28 protein-coding genes are annotated in these 24,746 nt (G+C 37.8%); 6 read left to right on the top strand and 22 right to left on the bottom strand.

The features are described from left to right. Nucleotides 1–190 precede the first annotated feature (190 nt). Entirely contained in the window at nt 191–1,012 is an 822-nt protein-coding gene (locus HMPREF1504_RS07370) for a MetQ/NlpA family ABC transporter substrate-binding protein (RefSeq protein WP_038124799.1), read from the top strand. Nucleotides 1,013–1,091: 79 nt separating this feature from the next. Here HMPREF1504_RS07370 and HMPREF1504_RS07365 read toward each other — a convergent pair whose 3' ends face one another. Continuing rightward, entirely contained in the window at nt 1,092–1,814 is a 723-nt protein-coding gene (locus tag HMPREF1504_RS07365; protein WP_009660990.1) for a response regulator transcription factor, read from the bottom strand. 3 nt (nt 1,815–1,817) lie between these two features. Further along, nucleotides 1,818–3,302: a HAMP domain-containing sensor histidine kinase gene (locus HMPREF1504_RS07360; RefSeq protein WP_038124797.1), complete on the bottom strand. Its 1,485-nt coding sequence runs from the start codon at nt 3,300–3,302 to the stop codon at nt 1,818–1,820. A gap of 158 nt (nt 3,303–3,460) precedes the next feature. Between HMPREF1504_RS07360 and HMPREF1504_RS07355 the strand changes: the two genes are divergently transcribed. Next, on the top strand, nt 3,461–4,096 hold the full coding sequence (locus HMPREF1504_RS07355; protein WP_038124795.1) for a phosphatase PAP2 family protein: 636 nt from the start codon (nt 3,461–3,463) through the stop codon (nt 4,094–4,096). Nucleotides 4,097–4,100: 4 nt separating this feature from the next. Beyond that, the gene (locus HMPREF1504_RS07350; RefSeq protein WP_038124793.1) at nt 4,101–5,570 is read left to right on the top strand and encodes a glycosyltransferase family 39 protein; all 1,470 of its coding nucleotides are present in this window, start codon (nt 4,101–4,103) and stop codon (nt 5,568–5,570) included. Here HMPREF1504_RS07350 and HMPREF1504_RS07345 read toward each other — a convergent pair. The 4 genes from HMPREF1504_RS07345 to HMPREF1504_RS07330 all read right to left on the bottom strand — a co-directional run bounded on the left by HMPREF1504_RS07345 (nt 5,536) and on the right by HMPREF1504_RS07330 (nt 8,661). After that, nucleotides 5,536–5,940, bottom strand: coding sequence for a cytidine deaminase (locus HMPREF1504_RS07345; protein WP_038124791.1), 405 nt, complete (start codon nt 5,938–5,940; stop codon nt 5,536–5,538). The two genes, HMPREF1504_RS07350 and HMPREF1504_RS07345, sit on opposite strands and share 35 nt — an antisense overlap. A 10-nt stretch (nt 5,941–5,950) precedes the next feature. Beyond that, nucleotides 5,951–7,252: a pyrimidine-nucleoside phosphorylase gene (locus tag HMPREF1504_RS07340; protein ID WP_038124789.1), complete on the bottom strand. Its 1,302-nt coding sequence runs from the start codon at nt 7,250–7,252 to the stop codon at nt 5,951–5,953. A 53-nt stretch (nt 7,253–7,305) separates the two neighbouring features. Continuing rightward, on the bottom strand, nt 7,306–7,968 hold the full coding sequence (gene deoC, locus HMPREF1504_RS07335) for a deoxyribose-phosphate aldolase (protein WP_038124787.1): 663 nt from the start codon (nt 7,966–7,968) through the stop codon (nt 7,306–7,308). A 63-nt stretch (nt 7,969–8,031) separates the two neighbouring features. Continuing rightward, nucleotides 8,032–8,661, bottom strand: a complete 630-nt coding sequence (locus HMPREF1504_RS07330; protein WP_038124785.1) for a 3'-5' exonuclease — start codon at nt 8,659–8,661, stop codon at nt 8,032–8,034. A gap of 231 nt (nt 8,662–8,892) precedes the next feature. Between HMPREF1504_RS07330 and pyrF the strand changes: the two genes are divergently transcribed. Continuing rightward, nucleotides 8,893–9,612: an orotidine-5'-phosphate decarboxylase gene (gene pyrF / locus HMPREF1504_RS07325; RefSeq protein WP_038124783.1), complete on the top strand. Its 720-nt coding sequence runs from the start codon at nt 8,893–8,895 to the stop codon at nt 9,610–9,612. Then, nucleotides 9,609–10,196, top strand: a complete 588-nt coding sequence (pyrE, locus tag HMPREF1504_RS07320; protein WP_005375671.1) for an orotate phosphoribosyltransferase — start codon at nt 9,609–9,611, stop codon at nt 10,194–10,196. The genes pyrF and pyrE overlap by 4 nt, the downstream gene beginning before the upstream one ends. Nucleotides 10,197–10,386: 190 nt before the next feature. Here the strand turns inward: pyrE and HMPREF1504_RS07315 are convergent, their stop codons facing one another. The 12 genes from HMPREF1504_RS07315 to HMPREF1504_RS07260 all read right to left on the bottom strand — a co-directional run bounded on the left by HMPREF1504_RS07315 (nt 10,387) and on the right by HMPREF1504_RS07260 (nt 21,790). Continuing rightward, nucleotides 10,387–10,755 (bottom strand): hypothetical protein, encoded by a 369-nt coding sequence (locus HMPREF1504_RS07315; protein WP_005380198.1) that lies wholly within the window; start codon nt 10,753–10,755, stop codon nt 10,387–10,389. 9 nt (nt 10,756–10,764) lie between these two features. Then, nucleotides 10,765–11,340: a DUF1700 domain-containing protein gene (locus tag HMPREF1504_RS07310; protein ID WP_005382199.1), complete on the bottom strand. Its 576-nt coding sequence runs from the start codon at nt 11,338–11,340 to the stop codon at nt 10,765–10,767. Next, the gene (locus tag HMPREF1504_RS07305) at nt 11,327–11,656 is read right to left on the bottom strand and encodes a PadR family transcriptional regulator (protein ID WP_038124780.1); all 330 of its coding nucleotides are present in this window, start codon (nt 11,654–11,656) and stop codon (nt 11,327–11,329) included. Before HMPREF1504_RS07305 ends, HMPREF1504_RS07310 begins: the two co-directional genes overlap by 14 nt. A gap of 229 nt (nt 11,657–11,885) precedes the next feature. Then, nucleotides 11,886–12,983 (bottom strand): S1C family serine protease, encoded by a 1,098-nt coding sequence (locus HMPREF1504_RS07300; RefSeq protein ID WP_038124778.1) that lies wholly within the window; start codon nt 12,981–12,983, stop codon nt 11,886–11,888. A 445-nt stretch (nt 12,984–13,428) separates the two neighbouring features. Next, the gene (locus tag HMPREF1504_RS07295) at nt 13,429–14,118 is read right to left on the bottom strand and encodes a response regulator transcription factor (RefSeq protein WP_005377711.1); all 690 of its coding nucleotides are present in this window, start codon (nt 14,116–14,118) and stop codon (nt 13,429–13,431) included. Then, nucleotides 14,111–15,454 carry a cell wall metabolism sensor histidine kinase WalK gene (locus HMPREF1504_RS07290; RefSeq protein WP_005377717.1) on the bottom strand — a complete coding sequence of 448 codons (1,344 nt, stop codon included), beginning with the start codon at nt 15,452–15,454 and terminating at the stop codon, nt 14,111–14,113. Before HMPREF1504_RS07290 ends, HMPREF1504_RS07295 begins: the two co-directional genes overlap by 8 nt. Before the next feature lie 138 nt (nt 15,455–15,592). Next, nucleotides 15,593–16,945, bottom strand: coding sequence for a pyruvate carboxylase subunit B (locus HMPREF1504_RS07285; protein ID WP_038124776.1), 1,353 nt, complete (start codon nt 16,943–16,945; stop codon nt 15,593–15,595). Between the two features lie 490 nt (nt 16,946–17,435). Then, the gene (locus HMPREF1504_RS07280) at nt 17,436–17,753 is read right to left on the bottom strand and encodes a hypothetical protein (RefSeq protein WP_005382186.1); all 318 of its coding nucleotides are present in this window, start codon (nt 17,751–17,753) and stop codon (nt 17,436–17,438) included. An 82-nt stretch (nt 17,754–17,835) separates the two neighbouring features. Further along, nucleotides 17,836–18,915 carry a lipopolysaccharide heptosyltransferase II gene (gene waaF / locus HMPREF1504_RS07275; RefSeq protein WP_038124774.1) on the bottom strand — a complete coding sequence of 360 codons (1,080 nt, stop codon included), beginning with the start codon at nt 18,913–18,915 and terminating at the stop codon, nt 17,836–17,838. A 168-nt stretch (nt 18,916–19,083) separates the two neighbouring features. Further along, nucleotides 19,084–20,025, bottom strand: coding sequence for a hypothetical protein (locus tag HMPREF1504_RS07270; protein WP_005377691.1), 942 nt, complete (start codon nt 20,023–20,025; stop codon nt 19,084–19,086). Nucleotides 20,026–20,033: 8 nt separating this feature from the next. Then, nucleotides 20,034–20,972, bottom strand: coding sequence for a phosphodiester glycosidase family protein (locus HMPREF1504_RS07265; protein WP_005377648.1), 939 nt, complete (start codon nt 20,970–20,972; stop codon nt 20,034–20,036). Nucleotides 20,973–20,983: 11 nt separating this feature from the next. Then, the gene (locus HMPREF1504_RS07260) at nt 20,984–21,790 is read right to left on the bottom strand and encodes a polysaccharide deacetylase family protein (RefSeq protein ID WP_038124772.1); all 807 of its coding nucleotides are present in this window, start codon (nt 21,788–21,790) and stop codon (nt 20,984–20,986) included. A gap of 176 nt (nt 21,791–21,966) precedes the next feature. Here HMPREF1504_RS07260 and HMPREF1504_RS07255 point away from each other — a divergent pair, with 176 nt between their 5' ends. Beyond that, on the top strand, nt 21,967–22,758 hold the full coding sequence (locus tag HMPREF1504_RS07255; RefSeq protein WP_038124770.1) for a carbon-nitrogen family hydrolase: 792 nt from the start codon (nt 21,967–21,969) through the stop codon (nt 22,756–22,758). 42 nt (nt 22,759–22,800) lie between these two features. On the opposite strand, the gene HMPREF1504_RS07250 is transcribed toward HMPREF1504_RS07255, so the two are convergent. From HMPREF1504_RS07250 to HMPREF1504_RS07235, 4 genes are all read right to left on the bottom strand, one after another. Beyond that, a complete protein-coding gene (locus HMPREF1504_RS07250) occupies nt 22,801–23,013 on the bottom strand; it encodes a hypothetical protein (protein WP_005380157.1) in 213 nt (70 codons plus the stop codon). An 11-nt stretch (nt 23,014–23,024) separates the two neighbouring features. Continuing rightward, nucleotides 23,025–23,291: a type II toxin-antitoxin system RelE/ParE family toxin gene (locus HMPREF1504_RS07245; RefSeq protein ID WP_038124768.1), complete on the bottom strand. Its 267-nt coding sequence runs from the start codon at nt 23,289–23,291 to the stop codon at nt 23,025–23,027. Next, entirely contained in the window at nt 23,281–23,502 is a 222-nt protein-coding gene (gene relB / locus HMPREF1504_RS07240; RefSeq protein ID WP_016475958.1) for a type II toxin-antitoxin system RelB family antitoxin, read from the bottom strand. The genes HMPREF1504_RS07245 and relB overlap by 11 nt, the downstream gene beginning before the upstream one ends. 161 nt (nt 23,503–23,663) lie before the next feature. Next, entirely contained in the window at nt 23,664–24,650 is a 987-nt protein-coding gene (locus tag HMPREF1504_RS07235; protein ID WP_038122762.1) for an IS30 family transposase, read from the bottom strand. Between the last annotated feature and the right edge of the window lie 96 nt (nt 24,651–24,746).

The raw sequence follows: 24,746 nt of genomic DNA, 5'->3' as shown, positions 1-24,746 counted from the left end.
CACCGGCCGGGTCTGACTCCGGCCTACGGCCTTCGCAGGGCCAAAGTCGGTTTTGAGTAGCAGCTCCTTTTTCTATATAACTTTTAGTTATGGATAACCTCTAATAATACATAGTTGCGGAATAGGAAATAATTTAGTACTATAAGTTTATTAAATTACATTTAATTTTCTCGAAAAGGAGAGTGTTTGTATGAACAAATTTTTAGCATTAGCGGCTACAGTCGTTCTTGGCGGTGCGCTATTAATCGCAGGTTGCGGCAGCGATAATAATAAAGCGGCTAGCAGCGGTGACAAACAAGTATTAAAAATTGGTGCTACTGCAGTACCACATGCGGAAATCTTAGAACAAGTAAAACCGATTTTAGCAAAAGATAATATCGATTTACAAATCACAGAATTCACTGATTACAATACACCTAATCTAGCATTGGGTGATAAAGAAATCGACGCTAACTTCTTCCAACATGTGCCATACATGGAGGAATTCGCAAAAGCTCATAACCTTCCTCTAGTATCTGTGGGTGGCGTTCATCTTGAACCAATGGGCTTATATTCCCGTCAAATCAAAGATTTAAAAGACCTTCCTAAAGGTGCAAAAATCGCTATTCCTAATGACCCTACAAATGGTGGTCGTGCATTAATGTTATTACAAAAAGCTGGTCTTATCACATTGAAAGACTCTAACAATATCTTATCCACTGTACAAGATATCGCTTCTAATCCTAATGGTTACCAATTCGTAGAATTAGAAGCAGCTCAAGTGCCTCGTTCCATCGACGATGTTGCACTAGCAGCTATCAACACAAACTATGCATTAAGTGCAGGTCTTAACCCTGGTAAAGATGCATTGTTCATCGAATCTAATGATTCCCCTTACGTAAATGTCGTAACTGTTCTTAAAGGCAATGAAAACGACCCTCGTATCAAGAAATTGATGGAAGCTCTTCATAGCCCTGAAATCAAAAAATTCATTCAAGATAAATACCAAGGTGCAATTGTTCCTGCATTCTAATGGTCATTATCTTATGCTAAAAGGCTGGAGCCACGCGCTCCAGCCTTTTTCTTATAATCTTACGCAATTATTGTTATGACTATATTTTTTTGTAGTTATCCCATTTGTGAAAACGATAGCCTACGCCCCAAACGGTATCAATATATTCCTCATCTCGGAATTGTTTATCAATTTTTGCCCGTAATCTATTGATATGAACCATAACGGTAGATGTCTCACCTAAAGAATCAATCCCCCAAATACTTTCAAAAACCTCTTCTTTGGTAAACACACGATTAGGCGTAGATGCAAGAAGTACTAAAATATCGTATTCTCGCGGTGTTAGATTCACCTCGGCGCCACCTAAAAAAACTTGATGTGAATCTAACATAATTTCTAAACTGCCTGCAGAAATCTTTGGATCAATGGCCACCACCATGGGGCTCAAGCTATTACGTATTCTGTTATAACGCTGAATATGCGACTTTACCCGAGCTACTAATTCAGCAGGACTAAAGGGTTTAATCATATAATCATCGGCACCTAGACCTAAGCCTCGTATCTTATCAATATCTTCTCGCTTAGCACTAACCATGATAATAGGAATTTCTTTTTCTTTTCGAATATCTCGGCAAACAGAAAATCCATCCTTTTTAGGAATCATAATATCAAGTAGTATGAGGTCGTACTCATTATTAAGCGCCCTATTCAAGCCATCTATACCATTTGTTTCAATATCGACTTCAAAGCCTTCAATTTCCAAATAATCTCGTTCAAGTTCATAGATGCCCATATCATCTTCAATAATCAAAACTTTACCCATACATTACTCCTTTATGCGAGGGAATTCCATCACAATAGATAATCCAGTACCGCTTTCATTATGTTCAGCGTAAATAACACCATTCATATCTTCAACAATTTGTTTTACAATAGCTAAACCTATGCCATTGCCATTAGCCACTTCTGTACGCGCCTCATCAGTACGGAAAAAGATATCAAACAAACGATGTAATTCCTCTGTAGATACACCTCGTCCATCATCAGAAAATCTCACTCTATAACCCTCAGTCGTTCTGGTCGTTGCTATGTCGATGGCCACAGAGTCACTATTCCTATATTTCAAGCTATTAGATACAAGATTATCTAAAACACGGTAAAATTGCTCTCGATCAATGGCAATCATGCCATCACCGGCATCATATGTTTCATATAAATGGATATGTTCATGTTCATCAAGATGACGACTGGCAACATATTCTCGTAGTAAATCATCTAATACATAGATATGCCGATCATAGTGAATTTGTTTTAATTCCAACTTAGAAAAATCAGATAACATAGTAACTAAATGTTCAATCCGGCCCGCCATATCATAAATCCGCTGTACATATTTCGCTCGTTTTTCTTCTGTGTTGGCAACTCCTTCAAGTATACCACTAGCATACCCTTTTACAGAGGTAAGCGGTGTGGAAATATCATGACAAATACCAGCAATCATTTCCCGTCTCCGCTCTTCGTAAACGGCCTGTTCTTCACGTGCCTTCAATAAGGCAGCTTGCATATTATTGAAAGCCTCACATGTATCACCTAGTTCGTCATGTGTTCTGACAGTAATAATCTTAGGCTCTGTACCATCTTTAAGAGTATCCGCTGCAGCTTTCAAAGCTTTCACAGGTCGCAAAACATATTGTGCTAAACGATTAGAAATATATATGCCTATACCAATAACAATAGCCAACATCACTATAATACCAATGCCAAATGCACCTTCAACGAGTTTCTTGTCCATCGACTCTGGTCCCATACTCTTGGCCATAAATGGGATTTGGCCATATCCATAGATGGTGAGTCCCGTTCCATACGAATTTACATAAGTAAGTTGATTTCCTTGCCAATTTAAATAATGAACAGAACCGGATGCGTCCATTGTAGTATCAAAGTTCTTCAACAGACCGTCTACATCTAAACCTGATGTAGAATAAGCGACTTGATTATCCTTAAGAATAACTATATTTAGACCTTGTGCTTCTAATACCGCACTACTATCTAAAATATCACTTATAGATGTGGATTCCTTTGAAAGTTCTTTATTGATTTGCTCGAGTCCTAGTTGGAATACTTGTGCCTGAATCGTGCTAGGTGCGAGCATCATCCATTGGCGATGAGCAACTGGATTTGTATAGCGAATAACGCCCCATAGCATAGATAATGAAGTTATTAATACTACAAAGGGTACGATAATAATTAATAAGTTACTAATTATCATCTTTTTTTGTACACCTAAATGATTAAACCAATTAAATACCATAACAACCTCCTTTTCATTTATTATACAAAGTCATATTCTGGCTGTCATGATAGAAAACTAATCTTTTTCAATACGTAATTCTGTCGTTATAATTTCGTAATATTTATCCTTTATGATGTATTTATACAATTAAATCATCAATAACAAAGGAGATATACATGAATTACGAATTATTTCAACTCATTAATAACCTTGCAGGCACCTACACTTGGTTAGATATATCTATGATATTGACCGTGAAATATCTGGCAGGTTGCTTCGCTGCATTACTTCTTCTATTATTGGGACTTGGAATTTATTACAAGGACAAAACACTTTTAAAAACAAGCATACATACCATAGTGTTTCTAGGTATCATATTAATTACTCATAGTATTATTGGATTTATAATTCAAGAACCTAGACCTTTTGTCACACATACAGTACATCTTCTAATTCCTCACGCTGCTGACTCTAGTTTTCCTAGCACGCATGCAATGGCTATGACAGCTATTGCATTACCAATTTTTGCCACTTATAAAAGATTAGGAACAATACTGTTAACAGGCACTATCGTAACAGGGTGTGCCAAGGTATTTGTAGGGCACCATTACCCACTTGATATCATCATGGGGATACTCATTACCTACTTATTATTTAAAGTTTCTCAAAACTATATTTCTTCGATTATTGATAAACTGTTACATCACCCTAAATATAATATTTTCCGTGTACTTGCAAACATAAAACAATGTGTGCGTCTCATAAAAAAATCACAAGCACCATTGCGTGATCAATTTAATATAAAGGGTTAAATCGATGAAATATATATTAAAAAATAAGGACTATCATATTTTTATAGTCCTTATTTTATCCTCTATCGTCTATTTTATTGGCAATACTTGGCTCAGTATTACGGATCCTGTAGAAAGCAATTATGCACTAACCGCCAAGGAGATGATTATCAACCAAAACTATTTATCTCCACAGATTTTTGGACATTATTGGTATGATAAACCAATATTTTATTACTGGGAACTAATTTTAGGATTTAAACTATTTGGCATATCAAACTTTGGGGCACGATTTTTCTCTAGTCTATTAGCACTGTGCAATATTTTCCTCATATACCGTTTTGTGAAATCACAAACAAGCCATATCATCGCTATTCTTAGTGCTATTATCGTATCCATATCTGCAGAGTATTGGATTATAGCTAAGGCTGTTATAACAGATATGACCTTGGGTTTATGTTTTAACGCTACATTAATGGGATTTTATATGGGCTATACGCGCCATAAAGAACATGCACCTCATTATAAAATCTATTATCTATCTGCTTATATCGCATCAGCTATTGCAGTCTTAACCAAAGGGCCTATTGGCTTTTTATTACCAGGGCTCATCATACTCGTATACCTAATAATCCGCAAGGATCTTCGCGAATTATTAAGCCTCCAACTCATACCAGGTCTATTCATCCTTCTCACCCTTGGGGGTAGTTGGTATTACTATATGTACGCAACTCATGGAAATGACTTTGTTAATGTTTTTTTAGGCGTCCATAATTGGTTACGCGCCACCGTATCAGAACACCCTCGCTATAATGTTTGGTACTATTACATCCCTATTACGATTATAACCTTATTCCCTTGGTCCATTATATTGCCCAAGTTAATCTATACAAATAGAAAAAATTGGTTTCACAACGTTCCCTTCCATACCTTTTTAGCAGTATGGGCGAGTGTAGTTATACTCTTTTTCTCCTGTATGGCCACCAAATATTCCACCTATACATTTCCAGCGCTAACACCACTCGCTATATTAATGGCTACCATGTGCTATAAGCGAATTTCATTCATATGTAAAACTGCACTGGTGATGAGCATTACCTATATAGTATTGACGTTTACGATTGCTATACCACAAATGGATATAGCATCTAGTCCCAATATTAGTCACTATATTAGTCAATCTATAAACCATGATGCCCTCATTGTACAAGGCAGTGGCAGATATCGCGTTTCACCAACCTACTATAGCGATCATAAAGTTTATAAGTTGATTGGCGCTGATGAAGTAGCCCCTGACCCAAACACAATTTCATGGAATGCCAAAGAGGTTATGCCATTTATATCCGTTAACAATCTACCTAAAGATAAAGACATCTATCTACTCATCTATGGTGATGATAGTTTTCCATCCACACTCAATCAAAATCATTGGAGAAAAATATATTCCACTGTAGAAGGATCTATTTACCAATTAGCTCGCTCTCCGAAAAACTAAACGGCAATAGTTCCTCTATAGTTACTATTTTTACATTCCCCATTAGGTTTCCCATTATAATAATAGGAATCTTAAATTCAGCTACCACCTGACGACATGCTCCACATGGTGCACAAGGCCCTTCCGTATCAGCAACTACGGCAAGGGCCTTAAATGTTACATGACCTTCGGATACGGCTTTGAAAATGGCCGTTCGTTCAGCACAGTTTGTGAGACCATAGGAAGCATTTTCTATATTGCATCCTTCGAAAAGGGTACCATCTTCGCATAACAAGGCAGCGCCAACAGCGAAATGTGAGTATGGAGAATAAGCGTTTTCACGAGCTTTTATGGCGCAATCCATAAGTTTTTGAGTTTCTAATTCTGTCATATACGGCTCCTTATTCCACAATATCAAGAATGGTATCCACTACATTTGGCATTTCTTCGCCAATCGTAATCGCCTCTATATAGGTCTTAGCCGCATTAGTAAGTAAGTTTCCATCAGAGGCATACAAGGTCGCAATACTTTCACCTTCCGTAATAACATCACCAGTTTTTTTATGCATGATAATACCTGCACTATAATCGATAGGGCCATCTTTTATGGTGCGTCCAGCACCGAGCATAACAGATGCTATACCACATTGTTCGGTATTCATATGGGTAATGTAACCAGCCTTAGGCGCTATTACATCATATGTACATTGGCCGATAGCTAGTAGGCTTTCATCATCAATCACAGAGCTATTACCACCTTGAGCGTCAATCATGAGGCGTAGACGTTCGAGTGCAGCGCCAGAATCGAGAGCCTCACGCACACGAGTTAGGGCGGTTTCATAGTCGCAGATGTGGCTTAGAACGAGCATGTGAGCAGCCATGATAATACATTCATGGGTCAAGTCCTCAGGGCCATGACCTTTTAATGTATCAATGACCTCACGAATTTCTAAGGCATTGCCTATGGCATGACCAAGGGGCCGATCCATATCCGTCAAAACAGCCTTAACGGAACGACCGTTTTCACGTCCAATATCTACCATAGCCTTAGCCAAGGCACGGGCCTCTTCAATGGTTTTCATAAAGGCCCCACTGCCGACCTTTACATCTAGTAGAATGGCTTGCGCACCAGATGCCAATTTCTTGCTCATTACGGAGGAAGCAATAAGAGGAATACTGTCCACTGTTCCCGTTACATCGCGCAAAGCGTAAAGTTTTTTATCGGCTGGTGCCAAGCCTTCTGATTGACCTATAACGGCAAGGCCTATTCTATTCACTTGGGCGATAAAATCTTCTTGGCTTAAGGATACTTTCAAATGAGGAATCGATTCCATTTTATCGATAGTCCCCCCTGTATGCCCCAGGCCTCTACCAGACATTTTTGCGACCTTACCACCACAGGCGGCCACTAAAGGAGCAATGATAAGTGTCGTCTTATCCCCTACACCACCTGTACTATGTTTATCTACGGTGATACCATCAATTGACGATAAATCCACCATTTGTCCAGACTGAGCCATCGAGAGTGTCAACGTACCGAGTTCACGAGCATTCATGCCATTAAATACGATGGTCATCAATAGAGCACTTACTTGATAATCAGGAATAGTACCATTTACATAGCCCTCTATGACAAAGCGAATTTCCTCATTTGTTAGTGCTAAATTGGCTCTTTTTTTCAAAATAATATCATACATGCGCATAGTTACACCGCCATTCTAAGAAACCACCTAAGCACTGCCTAGGTGGTTTTTCTTTATACTTCTTCGTCCAAATGATCTTTTAGGAGCTCTACGGCCGCACTCGCCCCGATACGGCTACATCCTTCTGCAATATAAGCCTTCATATCAGAAATGGAACGAATGCCTCCGGCGGCCTTAATCTGTACATTAGGACCAATGTGCTTCTTAAATAGTTGCACATCTTCTAATGTAGCGCCACCACTACCAAATCCAGTTGAAGTCTTGATAAAATCTGCGCCGCCTTCCGTTACACAATGGCATAGTTCTATCTTTTCTTCATTCGTTAAGAAACAGGCCTCGATGATAACCTTTAAAATGTTATCACCGCATACAGATTTAAGAGCCTTGATTTCCTCTGTTATAGCATGAAAGTCCCCTTGTTTTGCATCACCTAGATTGATGACCATATCCACTTCTGATGCACCTTCTGCAATAGCTTGTTTCGCTTCCGCCACCTTGGCTTCTGTCGTTTGATAGCCTAGAGGAAACCCAATAACGGTACAAACATTCAAATTGGGATATGCATTATGAGCGGATGCCACAAAATCAGGTGGAATACAAACTGATGCCGTATGATAGGCCAATGCATCTTCACAAATCACCTTAATTTCATCCCATGTAGCAATGGGTCTTAACAATGTATGATCCACATAGGTTAATAGTTCTTTACCTAACATGACTACCTCCAAAATAATCTATTATTCTATCAGGATTAGTTACCATCGTAACCGAGCACGTCTTTAGAAAAAGGACATCTGCTCTGGTTCTGGTTCCTTATGTAATTCTGCTTGTGCAGCTTTATTTTTTTCATCGATGAATGGTTCAAGAGGTACGCCTATTTTTGAAAGTAGTTCGGGTAGTGAGTTCGCCCCTTTCAAGCGAGCTGCCTCGATAGCAACCTTGGCACATGTTTCAGCATCATCCAATGCATAATGATGCTTAAATTCTACGCCTAAGTACGCCGCCATTGTGTTCAATTTGTGATTCACCAAATCGGGCCATACGGCACGAGAAATTTTTACAGTACACGCATAGTCAAGTTCTGGCCAAGGAATTTTATAGTAATCAAGAGTGGCACGCAATACATTCATATCGAATTTTGCATTATGGGCAATCATGATTTTTCCCTTCAAATGATTTTCATAGATAGCAGGCCATAGTTGATCAAATGTCTTTTCATGCAACACTTCTTTAGGTTCAATTCCATGAATTTCAATACATTCTGGGTCAAAGGACATAAATGGTGGTTTAATAAGACTATACGCTTTTTTGGTAATCTGCCCATTTTCAACGGTAATGACCGCTAAGGAACAGGCGCTATTTTTATATTTATTAGCTGTTTCAAAATCCAATGCTACAAAATCTAACATGGTAATCCTTTCTTAGCTATTAACAACATATTATATACATCAGTCCGATATACATATATCAACTCGTATTAGGAATCATCTTCACTTCTGTATTTATTATATCATGAACGCGAAGAAAATCGATGTATAAAAGCAGTTCTTAAGCCGACTTTCACAACGGATTTTCATTGACAGGACGCCCTATTCTATGTGAAAATTATTTAGATATATAAGTACTATGGAGGTTATAACATGGCAGATGACAGATTAATCGTCGCCCTCGACGTATCCACAATGGATGCGATGAAATCTATCGTGTCCTCACTAGGGGACTCCGTTAGTTTCTATAAGGTGGGCATGGAATTATTCTACGCCGAAGGGGACCAAACGGTTCGCTACTTGCAAGAGCACGGCAAACATGTATTTCTCGATTTGAAATTACATGATATTCCTAATACGGTAGCCCATGGCGTATCTTCCCTTACTCGTTTAGGCGCCAATCTAATCACTATTCATGGTCAAGGTGGCCCTATTATGATGAAAGCTGCCGCTAAGGCTGCTCGTGAAAGCGCTGAAAAACTAGGCATCGAACGTCCAAAACTATTAGCTATTACCGTATTAACAAGCTTTGATGATGAATCTTGGACATCTATTGGTGGTCAATTACCAATTGCGGACCAAGTCATTCGCCTTGCAAAACTAGCAAAAGAATCCGGAATGGACGGTGTTGTATGTTCCGCCTTAGAAGCTAAGATGATTCGTGAAGCCTGTGGACCAGATTTCCTTATCGTTACCCCAGGTATTCGCCCATCCTTTGCAGCCACAAACGACCAAAAACGCATTGCTACACCATCTAGTGCCTTACAGGATGGTGCATCTCGCCTTGTTATTGGCCGACCTATTACACAAGCTGAACATCCACAAGAGGCGGTACGTTTAATTATTGAAGAAATGGAGAGTGTATCCAAATGATGTCAGAACAAGAAGTAAAACAATTACTTATCGATACTCAAGCAATTTTAGAAGGTCATTTCTTATTGACTTCCGGTCTACATAGCCCTATGTACGTTGAAAAATTCAACGTATTACAACATCCAAAATACACTGAAACATTGTGTAAAGAATTGGCTGAACGTTTCCGTGATCAAAATGTAGAGCTCGTTATTGGACCTATGACTGGTGGTATCTTATTAGCCCACGAAGTTGGTAAAGAACTAGGCACACGCGCCATCTTTACAGAACGTGAAAAAGGCGTCATGACATTGCGTCGTGGATTCAAAATCGAACCAGGTACGCGTGTACTTATCGTTGAAGATATCGTAACAACTGGTGGTTCCGTACAAGAAGTAGTTAACGTAGTTAACCAATCTGGCGGCGAAATTGTAGGTGTAGGCCTTCTCGTTAATCGCTCCGGTGGCAAAGCTGAATTCGGTGTACCAAAAGAAAAAGTACAAGCATTACTTAACCTTGAAGTACCAACATACAAACCAGAAGAATGCCCTCTCTGTAAAGAAGGCGTAGCTATGACAGAACGCGGTTCTAAACATATCAAATAAAATTATAAACAAATACAAAAAGAGCTCCTTCACTGAGGAGCTCTTTTTGCTTGTGTGTAGTTATTGTGTGTAAGAGAGAGATTCTGATACGAATGTATCACATAGAGTGTGTAGCTCTATGGTGGCCATGAATGCACTTTCATGACCACGTTCTCTAAAAGTGTTGTGAGAGAAAAGAATCAATAGAATACTATAGATTTTGAGTAGTCTGTGGTGCACCTTGTTCCACAGGTGGTTGAGGCGCATTACCATTTGGTTGACCCCCTTGAGGCATTTGGCCAGGTTGACCTTGAGGCATCATTTGGTTTTGACAATTTTGGTACATATGTTGACCATTATTTGGTCCCATACCATCTTGAGGCATCATTTGATTATTTCCATCCATCATATGTTGGTCCATATGCATATTAGAACCATCATGTCTATGTGGTTTTCTAAACTGTTGTTCATTGGTTTTCATCCATTCACCAAAATTTGGTAAATCATTTACAGCAAAGGATGTACCTACCCCTACAGCACTGATTACAGTTAGAATGGCAGCAATTATAATTCGTCTCATAGGTCCTCCTTAATCTACATTGCTGAAATAACGTTCGCGTACACCACGAAGTTCAGCACCGATAAATATACATGTAAGGCCACCAAAAAGGCCTACACCTGCGAGTGCAACTAAAGTTATCATAGATAACGCAGGAAATGCGGTTACATTTTCAAATGGTTGCCATGAGCTACCTAATAAATATAAAATAGCTGGCGTAATTACCAATATAAGTACGCCTACAATATAGGCTAACGCACTGCCAATAGCAACTAATGTCTTCGATGCCTTTTTTGCCATTCCCGGCAGTTGTGGTAATAAGCGTTCTTTATACTCATCAAATCTAGCATAGATTTCTTGCATATTTACAGATTTACTTGTATTACCATCCTCATTTAACGTATCTGTAATAATTCCAGCATCTACATAGGATGCATAAATTTCCTCTGGAGTCCCCAAGGATTTAATAATTTCATCATCTGTAAGGCCTTTTTCATGGCCTACAGCAAAGTGTTCCTCATAAACCTCTATAATACTCTCTACATCGGCAACGTGCGCCTTTTTAAAAATATTGCGCAATGCCTCTAAAAAGCTATTTTTGTCCATTATAGTCGACTCCTTTCAACAGGATATTGATGACACCAGAAAATTCATCCCATTCTTGGCGCATCTGATTGTATGCTGCACGGCCGTTTGCCGTGATGTGATAATATTTTCGAGATGGCCCTGTGGACGACTCTTTCAAATACGTTTCAACATACTTTTCTTTTTTCAATCTATTAAATAATGGATATATCGTTCCTTCAGAAATTTCTATGTATTCCGAAATAGTGCTTACAATTTCATATCCATAGCGATCCTGCTGTGTTAATAATGCTAGCACCAACATATCCATAACACCTTTTTTTAATTGAACTTGCATAGTTCCTCCCTTTAGGCTGTGCCTACTTGCCAATGTGAAAGCTCTCTTACGGTCACTATCATGTACTGACAAATACATAATAACACAAGGTACCTCGAATTGCAAGGTACCTTGTAAAAAACTTTTTATAAAATAAAAAATCCTTTCAACGTGCTGGAAAATGCAGATAATATCTAGAGTTCCACCAGTCGAAAGGATTTTATATATAATTTTTCTATTTCTAAAACTATTAGTTAGACGAGGATTGCCCTAATGTAACTTGAGTACTTTTCATTTTACCATTATGAGTATAGGATACTAAAATAGTGTCGCCAGGGCTCTTGGCGTCAATTTGCTCTTTCAATTCGATTAATGTACTTACATTCTTACCATCGATTTGAGCAATCGTATCACCTTCTACAATACCAGCTCGAGCCACAGGACCGGTAGAATCCAATTGTACAATAAGAAGGCCTTCTCCTTCATAGCTTACATTATTACGAGCCGCTGTTTGCCGATCTACAGCCCATACGCCTAAATATGGACGAATGACCTTACCGTTTTTAATGATAGAGTCAATAATAGGTTTTGCAGAATTAATAGGAATGGCAAAGCCCATTCCTTCTACACCCTCTTTAGAAATTTTAGAGCTATTAATGCCAATTAACTCACCATCAGCATTTAGCAATGCACCACCAGAGTTTCCTGGGTTAATGGCAGCATCAGTTTGAATCAATGGGAAACGTTGTCCTTGATCATCAATGGTACGAGCTAAAGCACTAATTACACCAGATGTAACAGAACCTTTAAATTCAAGACCTAATGGGTTGCCAATGGCAATTGCTGGTTCACCTACCTGTAAAGAATCGGAGTCACCTATAGCAACAGGTTGAATATTTTTAGGTGGATCTATCTTTACGACAGCTAAATCAGATTGTTCATCAGTACCCATAACAGTACCTTTGACGGTAGTACCATCAGACAGCGAAACTGTAACCTCACCATTGCTAGCACCGGATACAACGTGGTTATTCGTTACAATATGACCTTCATTATCTATTAAAACACCTGAACCAACGCCTTCACCTGCGTAAATGGTACGATTAAAAATATCCTTTTGGAATACTTGTGTTGTAATACCCACTATGGCGGGGCCTGATTTTTTAGCCGCTTGTACAACATAGGTATTACGAGCTTCAGTCAACGGTTTTGTTTGTTTAGTTTGATTTGTTACAACACTCTGTTCCGTACCTGCTGGTGTACCAAAGAAATAATAACCTCCTCCTACACCTACGCATAGTGCAATAGCACATGCTATAATCTGTTTCTTATATTGTTTTATATTCATATTTTATCTCCTATTTTTAATTGCATACAATCAATGCACAATTATTATAGGGCTAATTCTTTAGATTTGCAATATAACAATTATTACCATTCCTAAATTATATGTAAAAAGATAAGAAAACAAAAGAGGTATTCATTAGCATTAACTAATGAATACCTCTTTTGCATATAGTTTGAGAGTGTAAGGACTGTGAGAGAGAGTTATATATGAAGACGGAAAAGTTGAGAGAGAACTTATTAAGAGAGAGAAGTTAAGTGTATCTTTTCCGTATATCTTCATAATAATCCTTACAGTTATAGTATACACAAAATCTCTAAAAAATAAAGCATAGTATATAAAAAATATATAAAACTTCGATTATTTCTCTATAAGATAGTCCCTAAAAACATATATAACATCAATAGCTCACCAATCCATGAACTAAAAGTGAATTTAGCTATGCTTTTTATACAAACTTGTAACCTACGCCCCAAACTGTAATGATATGTTTACTATCAGATGGATTTTCTTCGATTTCTTCACGTAAACGATTGATGTGAACAGCTACAGTTGCATAGTCGCCATACGAATCTAACCCCCATACACGGGAATATAATTCTTCTTTGGAAAATACGATATCGCGGTTACGCATAAGAAATTCTAATAATTGGAATTCTTTTTTCTTAAGATGAACTTCTTTGTCATTTACCCAAACTTTCATCATCTTAGGATCAAGGCGAATATCACCGGATTGAATAGCATTTGTATCAACAACATCTTTTTCAGTAAGTCGTTTATATTGTGCTAACATAGCCTTAATTTTTGCAATCAATACAGATGGAGAGAATGGTTTTTCGATGTAATCATCAGCACCTACGCCAAGGCCACGGATTTTATCAATATCATCGAGGCGTGCAGTTACCATCACGATTGGTACGCGCACTTTATCACGAATGGCGCGACACACTTCAAAGCCGTCCATTTCTGGCAACATAACGTCCAAAATGATTAAATCTACTGGCGTGTTCAAAGCAGCTTCAATACCATCAGTACCATTATTCATAACAGTTACGTCATAACCAGCAACCATCAAATAATCACGCTCAATATTAGCAATATCAATATCGTCTTCAATTATTAGAATATGTTCACTCATGATTTTCTCCTTTTTTCGGGAACTCTAAAATAATTCTAAGTCCATGTGGTCTAATATTTTCTATCACTACACGACCTTCGAAAATTTCCATAATACGTCTAATAATCGAAAGACCAAGTCCACTCCCCTCCTGTGGATTAGTGCGGGACGAATCAACTCGATAAAACGGACGCATAAGTCGGTCAAGCGACTCTGGCGGAACCCCAGGGCCATCATCACTTACCACACAGTACACATGACTTTCATCTTCGGTGACATCAATAACACTATGTCCTATATCTGCCATCTTATATTTTGCACTATTATTTAAAATATTTTGCAAAACCCGCTGTAATAACTGCGGATTCGCCATAATAGTAGCATCCTTAACTGTAACACGTTGGCTCAGTTCAAGACCTCTAGACTTATAATGTTCTATATGATCTTCTACAAAACCTTGTACGTATTTCCCTAATTCTATTTTCTCTGATGGTCTAGATTCCTTTTTATAGTTCAATGTTGTAATAAGGAACAATTCCTCCAACATAGAATCTAGATCATTAGCGCGCTTCAAAATGATTCCCATGTAGCGTTTTTGTTGCTCTTCGGTTGGCGCGATACCATCCCGAACGCCTTCTGCATAGGCCTTAATTGCAGTTAATGGAGTACGGATATCATGAGAGATACCTGCAAGCAATTCTTTTTGTTGCTCCTGCTCCATTTCGATTTGGTAATTAGCAGCTCGTAATGATTCCGTCATATTGCGGACGTGAATCATAATGAACTTCGTCACAAATCGGTTGATCGCAAAAAATGTAACTATAAACAAAAGTAATGCAACAATGCTAATGTAGAACGAAACGGTCTCCATCAAGCTATCACTACCATGCACAGCTCGTTTAATAGCTATGTGATATAGATATGCATGACGTCCTTCATTCTTACGCATTTCGTACACAAAGGTATGATTTGACTGATAGACAATCCCTTGTAACTCAGGATTTACATCAATCAAGCCAACGATAGCAGATTCATTATAAATCTGTTGTGTACCATAAGAATACAGAACCTTTCCCTGATCGAGAATTTCTACATACACCTCATTAGGGTCTAACAAACTATAGCTTGGTTTAACAAGAGAATCCATTAAACCATTGTCTATACCATAAAAGGTAATAGTCTCAGCCACACGGCTAACACTTTTAAACTGTTGTTCTTGCTCGATACGCAAATAGTATCCGGCATTCGCTAAAATGCGTAGTCCTGAAAAATATAACAAAAATAGAATAATTGCAATTAATATAGGAACTACAAATAGAACAACATTGGATATCCAAATTCTAATTTGTAAATTCACAGGATTACCTCAATATCATAATTAGTAGATACTCCTTATAGTGTACGCTATTTTACTCATGATTAGCAAGAGAAAATATAAAATTCGTATAAACATAAAAACAGCCCTACCTAAAAGGTAGAGCTGTTAATATTAAGATTAACGACGGTTAGCTTCGAAGAAGTTAATTGCAACTTCTGGGAACATAGCATATGTTAATACGTCTTCTTCAGTGATGCCAGTGTAACCTTTGGAGTTCAAATCTTCAGTGTAACCTGCCAATTCAGGTTCAATAAGATCTGCTGGACGGCAAGTGATAGGTTCTTCATCGTCAATGATAGTGTGACGAATTTCGTCAGAAATTTTACCAGGCAATGCACCATATTTACCGCGTACAAGGTCTTTAACTTCGTTAGGAACCATTTTATAACGGTCGCCCATCATAACGTTCATCATAGCCATTGTACCAACGATTTGGGATGTTGGAGTTACCAATGGAGGGTAACCCAAGTCTTCACGAACGCGTGGCATTTCATCCATTACGTCGAAGAAGCGATCGCCCATACCCATTTCGTTCAATTGGTTTTGAGTATTGGACAACATACCGCCAGGAATTTGGTAACGACGAACAGCTGGGATTACATCGCTAGCTGGTTTCAAGTTGAATTCTTCAGCGATTTGTTGTTTTACTTTACGGAAATGATCAACTAATGGAATATATTTATCAAGGTCAAGACCAAGATCCCATTCAGTGCCTTTGAACATTTCGATCATAGTTTCAGTAGCTGGTTGGCTAGTTGCATGAGCGAATGGGGAGATAGCAGTATCGATGATATCTACACCAGCTTTAGCAGCTTCCCAGTATGTAGTGCTTGCAAGACCGCAAGTGAAATGGCTGTGCAAGTCGATTGGCAATTCGCCAAAACGTTTTTTGAAAGTAGAAACTAAATCGAATGCATCAGCAGGTCCTAACAAACCGGACATATCTTTAATGCAAAGAGAATCAGTACCCATTTCAACCAAAGTTTCAGCAACTTTCAAGAAGCTTTCAGTTGTATGAACTGGAGAAATAGTGTATACCATAGCGGATTGAACGTGTGCGCCTGCTTTTTTGGAATATTTAATAGCAGCTTCCATGTTACGAGGGTCGTTCAATGCGTCGAAAATACGGATACGGTCGATACCATTTTTTACAGCAGCTTTACAGAATGCTTCCACTACATCATCAGAGTAATGTTTGTAGCCCAACAAGTTTTGGCCACGAAGTAACATTTGTAATGGTGTATTTTTTACATTAGCTTTTAATTTGCGAAGACGTTCCCATGGATCTTCGTTCAAGAAACGAAGACAGCTATCATAAGTAGCGCCGCCCCAACATTCAAGAGCTTCATAACCGATTTCATCTAAAAGGCCAAGCACTGGTTCCATTTGTTCGTAACGCATGCGAGTTGCCAAAATAGATTGATGACCGTCACGAAGAACGGTTTCACAGATTCTTAATTTTTTAGCCATGTTAATCCTCCAATTCGAAATAGTAAGGTGATGTAATTTTATACATACACTCAATGACTATCTCATACCTATTTATCAACAATTCCTATAGTTTCTACTTATGTAGGTAAAATGTGCTAGGAATTATTGGAACATACTTATATTAGACTACTTCTAAAATTCTTTGTCAACAAGTATATTATGCTTATTTATCATCAAAAAGCATGCATTTTTGATATAAAAGTGTAAAAAAAATCACCAAAAACTCTCGTTATGCTAGATTTTATCTTGCATTTTTAATCATTACCAAATGAGTATGTTAATGAGAATGTAAAAGCAAACTAATCCTCATATCGTTATAATTTTTATTTATGTACGAAAGTATATCAGTATTTATTGATGTAGTACAACGAATTATCTTGATTTACAGATTTTGTTATCACTTTTTTTGATGACTGACAAAGGTAATCTAATATTCATGAATATACATTTTCTATTTCAAATATACTTTTTATTTTACCTTTTTAGGTGCTGTTTCAAGAACAATATTCTTTCCATCTCGTTTTACTTGGATAGAGAATGCCCCTTCGCCCTCTTTAAAATACTCCATTTTAATGTCTAACAGCATCTTACCGATAAGCGTTTCCACCTTCTCAGTTAAAAATTCACGATAAAATGCATCTTGTGTTTGCTTAGGACTTTGATGAATCACAGGTTTCGCTGCATTGCGTTCCGCCTGCATCATAGTTTCTTCAAAGTTATCATTTCCACCCCATTGCTTCATCATTTCTGCGTCTGATAAGCCTTTTTGAATTTTAAACTTTGCCATTATATACTCCTATTCTACTAGTTAGACGACCAACATAATGCGTATTCTAACTAACTTTATATATTATCACTCTTATTTAAGTCTAATTCTTTACACCTAATAATTCAATAATATGTTCCTTCACCATAACTGGATCAATACCAGACATACAGTACGCTTTTCCCTTTGGACATTTTCGTTTACGGCAGCCTAAGCACTCCATATCATGATTTTGTAGCACTTTATAGGTTCCAGTCAGAGGTCCCCACTCTGCAGGGTTTGTAGGGCCAAATAAAGCTATTACAGGGCGTTGTAGAGCCACAGCCATATGTAGTGCACCCGTATCACAGGCCACTACCACCTCACATTCACCAAGAAGAGCCGCCATTTCACGTAAAGTAGTCTTACCTAATTTATTGTAAACTGGCAAATTCTCTTTCTCTACATGTTGCATCAATTCTTCAAACTCTTGTGCTTCTTTTGGTCCACCCAAGCATATAAAATTGCTTCTATAGGACATGGAATCAATTAGTTGTTGCCACTTTTCATAAGGCCAGGACTTAGTCTGCCATGATGAACCTAAAACTAAACCTATCAACGGTCTATCTTTTTCTGCAAATGCCGTTTCCACTTCGAATTTAGCCTGTTGTTGCTCATCAGCTGTTACAATGAGATCCATTAGATTCATATTCTTAGTCTCAACAGGGATAGTTTCTGTGTTTAATGCACCTGGCAGTAATTTAGCTACATCAAGATATTGCTCTATAACATGCTTTGACCGATTCTTCGATTTGTAATTAGTAAATAACCAATTCAGTTCTTTAGTACCCCCTAATCCTAACCGTATAGGTGCACCAGATGCCAATAGTACAAGTCCCGTAATAAGCCGGCCTTGTACATCAACAGCTATATCGAAGTGATAAGGCTTTAAACGTTTTCGTAAATCCCACCACATATTCCACATGGTACGAAGGTGTAATTTTTTTGAATGAGCCTCATATTCATCCCGTTCCCAAGGAAATATATGATCTACATAGGGATTATGTTCTAATAGTTCAGCCATGCTAGGTGTAACAATCCAATGTAATTTTGCATTCGGATACTGTTGCTTTATCCACCTTGCGGCGGCTGTGGCATGCAGTATATCACCAATATAACTGAGCCGTACAAACAATATATTCATAGACAACCGCCTTTCTCATGTATTATCGTCGCCCGTTAAATCATCATCTCGTATACTCATATACCGATTATAACGAAATATATATGAGTTCAACTTGAATTATGTCGTATAAAACTAAATAATTTTATAAATAAAGCCTTTATAACCTGCGATTATAAAGGCTTTATATTAATTCTTTTTCTTAGAGCTAGAGTCTTTAGATGATTTATCGTTATCTTCTGTTACTTTGGTCGTATCATCACTGCCATTGGCAATAATTTCTTTCACCGCATTCATAGTTACTTCAGACAAGGTAGTCGGATTATTATATTTATAAATAGGTTTAAATCCTACGCCTAATTTACCAGAGTATACAGTTAATACATTATTATCTTCATCGACACGAGCGATATAGATGGTCTTGCTAGTATCTACACCAAGCAAACGGAATCGTCCAGGTGGATTGATAACACGCCAACCACCTTCGATACCATTAAACATGAAGATGTCGCCAGTTTTAGCATTATCATAGAAGAAATTATCTTCATCATAGAATACAGCAATACGACCAATGTCCGTAGCTTGCATGTAAACGCGACGCGTATCATAGTTCGCATCAGTTCTGTAAATCCGGTATGCACCTTCACGAACTTTCACCTTCATGTACACCACATTTGTCGCTTCGGAATATGCCGCATCAACAATGCGACTTCCCTTTGGTACATCTTCAAGTTCTGTATCTACTTCGTGTTCCGGATCATCTGCATTGAGTCGGGCCATAACAACCTTGTTGTCCGTATACAGGCCCATAATTGCGTAGTTACGATCTGGCATCCAGTCAAAATAGCTAATGGAGCGACCTTTCAAACTAACCGTTGTAGGCTTACTTTCACCAGCCTTATAAATCCGAAGAGATTCATCTGTAACAACAGCCATAAATTGATGGTCATAAGATACGTATTTACGTCCCTCCTTTACGTCAGGGAAGTTTTTCGTGTCATCCTTAGACGCACCAGAGACGTTAAATTCTGTAGTCGGTGCAAACATATATTGATCAAGGTACAGATACACCCCTCCTTGCAGTAGAATACCTACCGCAAAGGCGCTCAGTACACGCGTAAAAGGTTTCATTGTTCCTCCTATTTCACGATAAACGCCGTAGGAATCATCCGTTCCCCTAACAAATCGGCTGGTTTATTTACAACTTTGCCATTTAAATACAATGTAGAGCTAGAGCCACCATCGAGGTTAGCCGCGATGTATGCGCCCTTTTCATAAAGTACATCTTGCACATCACGCAAGGTAGCACCCAAGGAATAACCTGGTTGACGACCGTCGATTACAACGAACAACACAGTACCATCCTTACGTTGACCTATGGCCGTACGAGGACCTACGCCCCAACCGCCATCGCCATCGGTGATCATCTTCTTACCATCTACGATAAGAGGTGGCCCAAAGGTAATACCTTCCATAGCTTTCATATCAGCTAATTCAGTTTTATCATAGTTGCCCGCAATGAGGTTGCCAGATTTAGAGAAGCCTACAAAATCAACGGATTCATCAGGCCCTACATCCTTACCGATGATATAATCCCCTTCGTGAAGGATAAAGCCATATGGCAAGCGGCCTGTACCAGTACCATTAGGATCGTGGAAGCCACCGCCATTGATAGCCGCTACAGCACCATTCATTTTAGCAATATTACTTGTAGTATCCCCTTTTTCTTGAATGTTTGCAGCTGTCGCAACTTGGATACGGCGTGGATCTGGAATTTCAAGTACGTACCCTACATAACGAGAAGACTCAATTTTTTCCAATTTTAAGTCTTTATCTTCGCGAGCATTAAATTTAAACAAATCTTGACTCTTTACAACGCCTACTGTCCCCAAAATAGATTGCAATTCATCGTTGCTGAATAACCATGTAATGTATTGAGGATGACGAGATTGTAAGATAGCACCAATTACGGCACGTTTTACATTATTAAATGGTCCAAACAATACAACGAATGGTGATGTGACTGCGGTAAATAAGAACACCATAATGATGAACTTTACCCAATTCTTTTTAAACAATGTATATCTCCTTATAAATCACTGTAATGTTCAGTGCTAATTCGTTCTTCAAAATGCTTGATGTCTACGGCATTACCAACCCAAACACGTAAAATATTGTATGGATTATCCCCTGTATGAGCCCAACCGGACTTCATAGCCATTGCCATCTTTATACCACTGTCTTTTGTGGCAGCATCTGTATCCTTATTTTTGTCCCCATAGGGATAACAGAACCAAGGGTTATCTGTAATTCCTAACTTATCAGCTAACGCTTGTTGTGCTTTTTGAATATTTTCCATTTGTGCGGCTTTTGAAAGTTGGCCCATTTCCACATGTTGGAATCCATGATTAGAAATAGTTATACCATTGTCTTTCATTTCTTTTAGCTGTTCCCATGTAAGCCGCGTTCCTACATCGCCTGGATTAACAAATACAGTAGCAGCAAAACCATATTCTTTCATCAATGGATACACGATAGAGTATGTATCTGCATAACCATCATCAAAGGTTAGTACTACAGGCTTTTCAGGTACCGCTGCACCATTAACTACATAATCGTATAATTGATCCATCGTCAACGGATGGTACCCATTATCCTTGAGGAACTTCATTTGCTGACGGAATAAATCCTCGCGGATAACCGCATCATTATCTTTATCATCGCCAATCTTGTGATACATGAGTACCGGAACTCCCGACGGATGTATCATCGTAACCTGTTGTGTAGGTGGCGTTTTAGTTTCATTTTCTGTCGTTTGCTGTGAAAGCATTCCACATCCTGCTAACGCTGTAGCAATTACAATTGTGAAAAGCACTACCAATGAAAATCGTTTCATAGGTCCCCCTTTATATAGACACAATTTAATAACTTATATTATATCATTTATAAGGAGAATAGTAAAAACTAGCGAATTGTTTACCCGTGATTGTAATCTACTCAATAATGTTTTAATATTTTAATTATAATATATTTCACATAAACGATACCATTTCACCAAATAAAGGATGTACTATGAAAAAACGCCTAACTATTATTCAAATGGACGTCCATGTAAATGACGTAGAATATAACTATACTCGTGTTCAGGAATTACTCTCTCAATCACTTTCTGAATGTCCAGATATTATCGTATTACCAGAAACTTGGAATACTGGATTTTATCCATCAAAAGAGTTAATCAACATCGCTGACAGAAACGGAGAGCGAACTCAATCATTATTAAGTACATTTGCGAAAGAGCATAACGTAAACATCGTAGGCGGTTCTGTAGCAGTTGCTAAAAATGATGTTGTGTTCAATACCTCCTATGCCTATAACCGAGAAGGCACTCTCGTTGGAGAATACTCAAAAATGCACGGCTTTAGTCCGGCGAAAGAAGATCAATACTTCGCAGGCGGTACTCACACCACACATTTTGAGTTAGATGGCATTCCTTGTAGCACTGTCATCTGTTATGACATCCGTTTTCCAGAATTAGTGCGCATGGCCGCATTACCAAATACAGAATTGCTATTTGTACCGGCCCAATGGCCTACCATGCGCCTACGACACTGGCAAGTACTCAATGAAGTGCGGGCTATCGAAAACCAACTATTTGTATGTGCTGTAAATGGCTGTGGTACAGTTGGCCGCGTTCAAAGTACGGGCCACTCTGCGGTATATGATCCATGGGGTACAAATCTATTAGAAATGAATACTGAGGAGGGTATTGCTTCTGCGAATATTGATTTCGATGTTGTCGAAGACATTCGCAACAAAATCAATATATTCAGGGACCGTAAACCAGAACTGTATAATCTATAACATAAAAGACACATTGCTATAATTTGCAATGTGTCTTTTACATTAGAATTCAATAAGCTTCCACATATCCTCTGGTACTTGTTCTAGAGGTTTGTTTTTTGCTATCGCTTCTTTTAAAATATCAATCGTATCTTGAACCTCTTGCTTGTCCTTTGTATTAGGATCATGAAGGATAACACGATTTAAGGAATCTTCGCCAAATTGTTTTAAATATTCCTTTTCTACTTGGTTTAATTCACGACGTAAGTATTTCATTAATATGACCTCTACTTATAAATAAATTTTCGATGACCTACTTCTACCGCTATAATCACACAATTCGTATCACTAATGTCAACAATAACTCTATAGTTGCCAATTCTATACCGCCACAATCCTTGTTTATTACCAGTTAACGATTTACCAGAATATCGTGGATTTTCTACATTATCCAAATGTTTTATCAACCAATTAAAAATATAACGTTGTGTTGACTTATCCAACTTTGAAAATTGTCGGTCAAACCGTTTACTAAACTCTAGCTTATAAACCATACTTTGCACGCATTTCTGCTACAGAATATGTAACAGGATCCTGTTTATATTCTTTCAAAGCTTCTTGACCCACCCTAAGATCAAAGTCATTTTCGATTTTTTCTAGTAACGCTTTTTTAAATAGTGTTGACAAGGTTTCATCCATAAATTCCGCATAAGTTTTAAACAGTGTTTCTTCTTGTTCATTAAGTCTCACAGAAATATTTGACATACAAAGCACCTCCTTGTGTATTACATTGTAATACATAGGGAGGTGCCTGTCTATAACTATAATTATATTATTTTGTCATGCTTGCTTTTAATGCAGCAATTTCTGCACAAAGTTCTTGTAATTGAGTGTCTTGTGTAGCATCCTTTTTTGACCTTGAATTGTCAAGTCAAATGCAACTCTACTGAATGATAAACCTCGTATGGAGTTTTCCAATTTAAGCATTTGCGCGGCCTAAGATTTATTTCTTTCATTTTTGCTTCAACATAGCTATCTGATTGATTAATATCCACAGTTTTCGGGAAATATTCTCTAAGCAATCCATTGGTGTTTTCGTTTGTTCCTCTTTGCCAAGGATGATGTGGAAATGGAAAATAAAATTCTACTAAATTCAACTCCTGACTAATTTCTGCATGTTTAGAAAACTCTTTCCCTCTATCTGGAGTTATTGTTTCTAGAGGTTGATTTTTTAAAAGCTTAATCATCGCTTGTTTGACTAAAAATGCATTCTTTTTTGCAATTTTTTTACATAGCAGATACCTACTTTTTCGATCAGTTAATGTTACTAAGCAAGCCTTACCAGTCTGCCCCATAACTGTATCAGCCTCCCAATCACCTAATCGTTCTCGATTATTTGCAGGAGCTGGTCTATCTGTAATTAAATTACTAATTTGAATTTTTCCACGTCTTTCTTCATAATTTTTTGTATGACGACTTTTACCACGATGTCGTAGTTTGCGAACAACTCCTCTATTTCCATGTGATAATTCTTTTTCATCAAAACGACCATTATATATTTCCCTGTAAATTGTATTGTAACTAATAGTGAAGCTTGAATTTTCAAATTTCAATCGAGAGGAGATCTGTTCCGGAGACCATTGATGTCTCAAAAATAAATTCTTTACACATTCATATAGACTTGGATTATCTAGCTTTTTTCTTGGTTTACAATTAAAGCGTCTATTTTTATATCTGTCATGGGCTTCACAAGGTATGTACTCGCCATTTTGACTATTTCTTTTGATTTCTCTTGATATAGACGATTTATTTTTCCCAAGTAAAATTGAAATTTCTGTTTGATTTTTTCCTATATCAATAAAATGTTTTAGAATTTCGCGCTCTTTTAGTGTAAAATGAGTATAATGATTCATGGCTCCTCCTGATTTTTAGATGTCTTTGCAAACACTATTTTATCAGAAAGCCATGAATCTTTTTTAGTTGCACTTAGATTATAAATTCAAGGTAAA

The sequence above is a fragment of the Veillonella sp. ICM51a genome, from assembly GCF_000524355.1.
Classification (GTDB): domain Bacteria; phylum Bacillota; class Negativicutes; order Veillonellales; family Veillonellaceae; genus Veillonella; species Veillonella atypica.
The sequence above is the reverse complement of the archived record's forward strand: the minus strand, read 5'-3'. Positions and strand labels throughout refer to the sequence as shown.

What these genes read in the sequence shown, in the direction of transcription:
- HMPREF1504_RS07370 (WP_038124799.1), top strand. Translation starts at nt 191, where the DNA reads ATGAACAAATTTTTAGCATTAGCGGCTACAGTCGTTCTTGGCGGTGCG.
- HMPREF1504_RS07365 (WP_009660990.1), bottom strand. Translation starts at nt 1,814, where the DNA reads ATGGGTAAAGTTTTGATTATTGAAGATGATATGGGCATCTATGAACTT.
- HMPREF1504_RS07360 (WP_038124797.1), bottom strand. Translation starts at nt 3,302, where the DNA reads ATGGTATTTAATTGGTTTAATCATTTAGGTGTACAAAAAAAGATGATA.
- HMPREF1504_RS07355 (WP_038124795.1), top strand. Translation starts at nt 3,461, where the DNA reads ATGAATTACGAATTATTTCAACTCATTAATAACCTTGCAGGCACCTAC.
- HMPREF1504_RS07350 (WP_038124793.1), top strand. Translation starts at nt 4,101, where the DNA reads ATGAAATATATATTAAAAAATAAGGACTATCATATTTTTATAGTCCTT.
- HMPREF1504_RS07345 (WP_038124791.1), bottom strand. Translation starts at nt 5,940, where the DNA reads ATGACAGAATTAGAAACTCAAAAACTTATGGATTGCGCCATAAAAGCT.
- HMPREF1504_RS07340 (WP_038124789.1), bottom strand. Translation starts at nt 7,252, where the DNA reads ATGCGCATGTATGATATTATTTTGAAAAAAAGAGCCAATTTAGCACTA.
- deoC (WP_038124787.1), bottom strand. Translation starts at nt 7,968, where the DNA reads ATGTTAGGTAAAGAACTATTAACCTATGTGGATCATACATTGTTAAGA.
- HMPREF1504_RS07330 (WP_038124785.1), bottom strand. Translation starts at nt 8,661, where the DNA reads ATGTTAGATTTTGTAGCATTGGATTTTGAAACAGCTAATAAATATAAA.
- pyrF (WP_038124783.1), top strand. Translation starts at nt 8,893, where the DNA reads ATGGCAGATGACAGATTAATCGTCGCCCTCGACGTATCCACAATGGAT.
- pyrE (WP_005375671.1), top strand. Translation starts at nt 9,609, where the DNA reads ATGATGTCAGAACAAGAAGTAAAACAATTACTTATCGATACTCAAGCA.
- HMPREF1504_RS07315 (WP_005380198.1), bottom strand. Translation starts at nt 10,755, where the DNA reads ATGAGACGAATTATAATTGCTGCCATTCTAACTGTAATCAGTGCTGTA.
- HMPREF1504_RS07310 (WP_005382199.1), bottom strand. Translation starts at nt 11,340, where the DNA reads ATGGACAAAAATAGCTTTTTAGAGGCATTGCGCAATATTTTTAAAAAG.
- HMPREF1504_RS07305 (WP_038124780.1), bottom strand. Translation starts at nt 11,656, where the DNA reads ATGCAAGTTCAATTAAAAAAAGGTGTTATGGATATGTTGGTGCTAGCA.
- HMPREF1504_RS07300 (WP_038124778.1), bottom strand. Translation starts at nt 12,983, where the DNA reads ATGAATATAAAACAATATAAGAAACAGATTATAGCATGTGCTATTGCA.
- HMPREF1504_RS07295 (WP_005377711.1), bottom strand. Translation starts at nt 14,118, where the DNA reads ATGAGTGAACATATTCTAATAATTGAAGACGATATTGATATTGCTAAT.
- HMPREF1504_RS07285 (WP_038124776.1), bottom strand. Translation starts at nt 16,945, where the DNA reads ATGGCTAAAAAATTAAGAATCTGTGAAACCGTTCTTCGTGACGGTCAT.
- HMPREF1504_RS07280 (WP_005382186.1), bottom strand. Translation starts at nt 17,753, where the DNA reads ATGGCAAAGTTTAAAATTCAAAAAGGCTTATCAGACGCAGAAATGATG.
- waaF (WP_038124774.1), bottom strand. Translation starts at nt 18,915, where the DNA reads ATGAATATATTGTTTGTACGGCTCAGTTATATTGGTGATATACTGCAT.
- HMPREF1504_RS07270 (WP_005377691.1), bottom strand. Translation starts at nt 20,025, where the DNA reads ATGAAACCTTTTACGCGTGTACTGAGCGCCTTTGCGGTAGGTATTCTA.
- HMPREF1504_RS07260 (WP_038124772.1), bottom strand. Translation starts at nt 21,790, where the DNA reads ATGAAACGATTTTCATTGGTAGTGCTTTTCACAATTGTAATTGCTACA.
- HMPREF1504_RS07255 (WP_038124770.1), top strand. Translation starts at nt 21,967, where the DNA reads ATGAAAAAACGCCTAACTATTATTCAAATGGACGTCCATGTAAATGAC.
- HMPREF1504_RS07250 (WP_005380157.1), bottom strand. Translation starts at nt 23,013, where the DNA reads ATGAAATACTTACGTCGTGAATTAAACCAAGTAGAAAAGGAATATTTA.
- HMPREF1504_RS07245 (WP_038124768.1), bottom strand. Translation starts at nt 23,291, where the DNA reads ATGGTTTATAAGCTAGAGTTTAGTAAACGGTTTGACCGACAATTTTCA.
- relB (WP_016475958.1), bottom strand. Translation starts at nt 23,502, where the DNA reads ATGTCAAATATTTCTGTGAGACTTAATGAACAAGAAGAAACACTGTTT.
- HMPREF1504_RS07235 (WP_038122762.1), bottom strand. Translation starts at nt 24,650, where the DNA reads ATGAATCATTATACTCATTTTACACTAAAAGAGCGCGAAATTCTAAAA.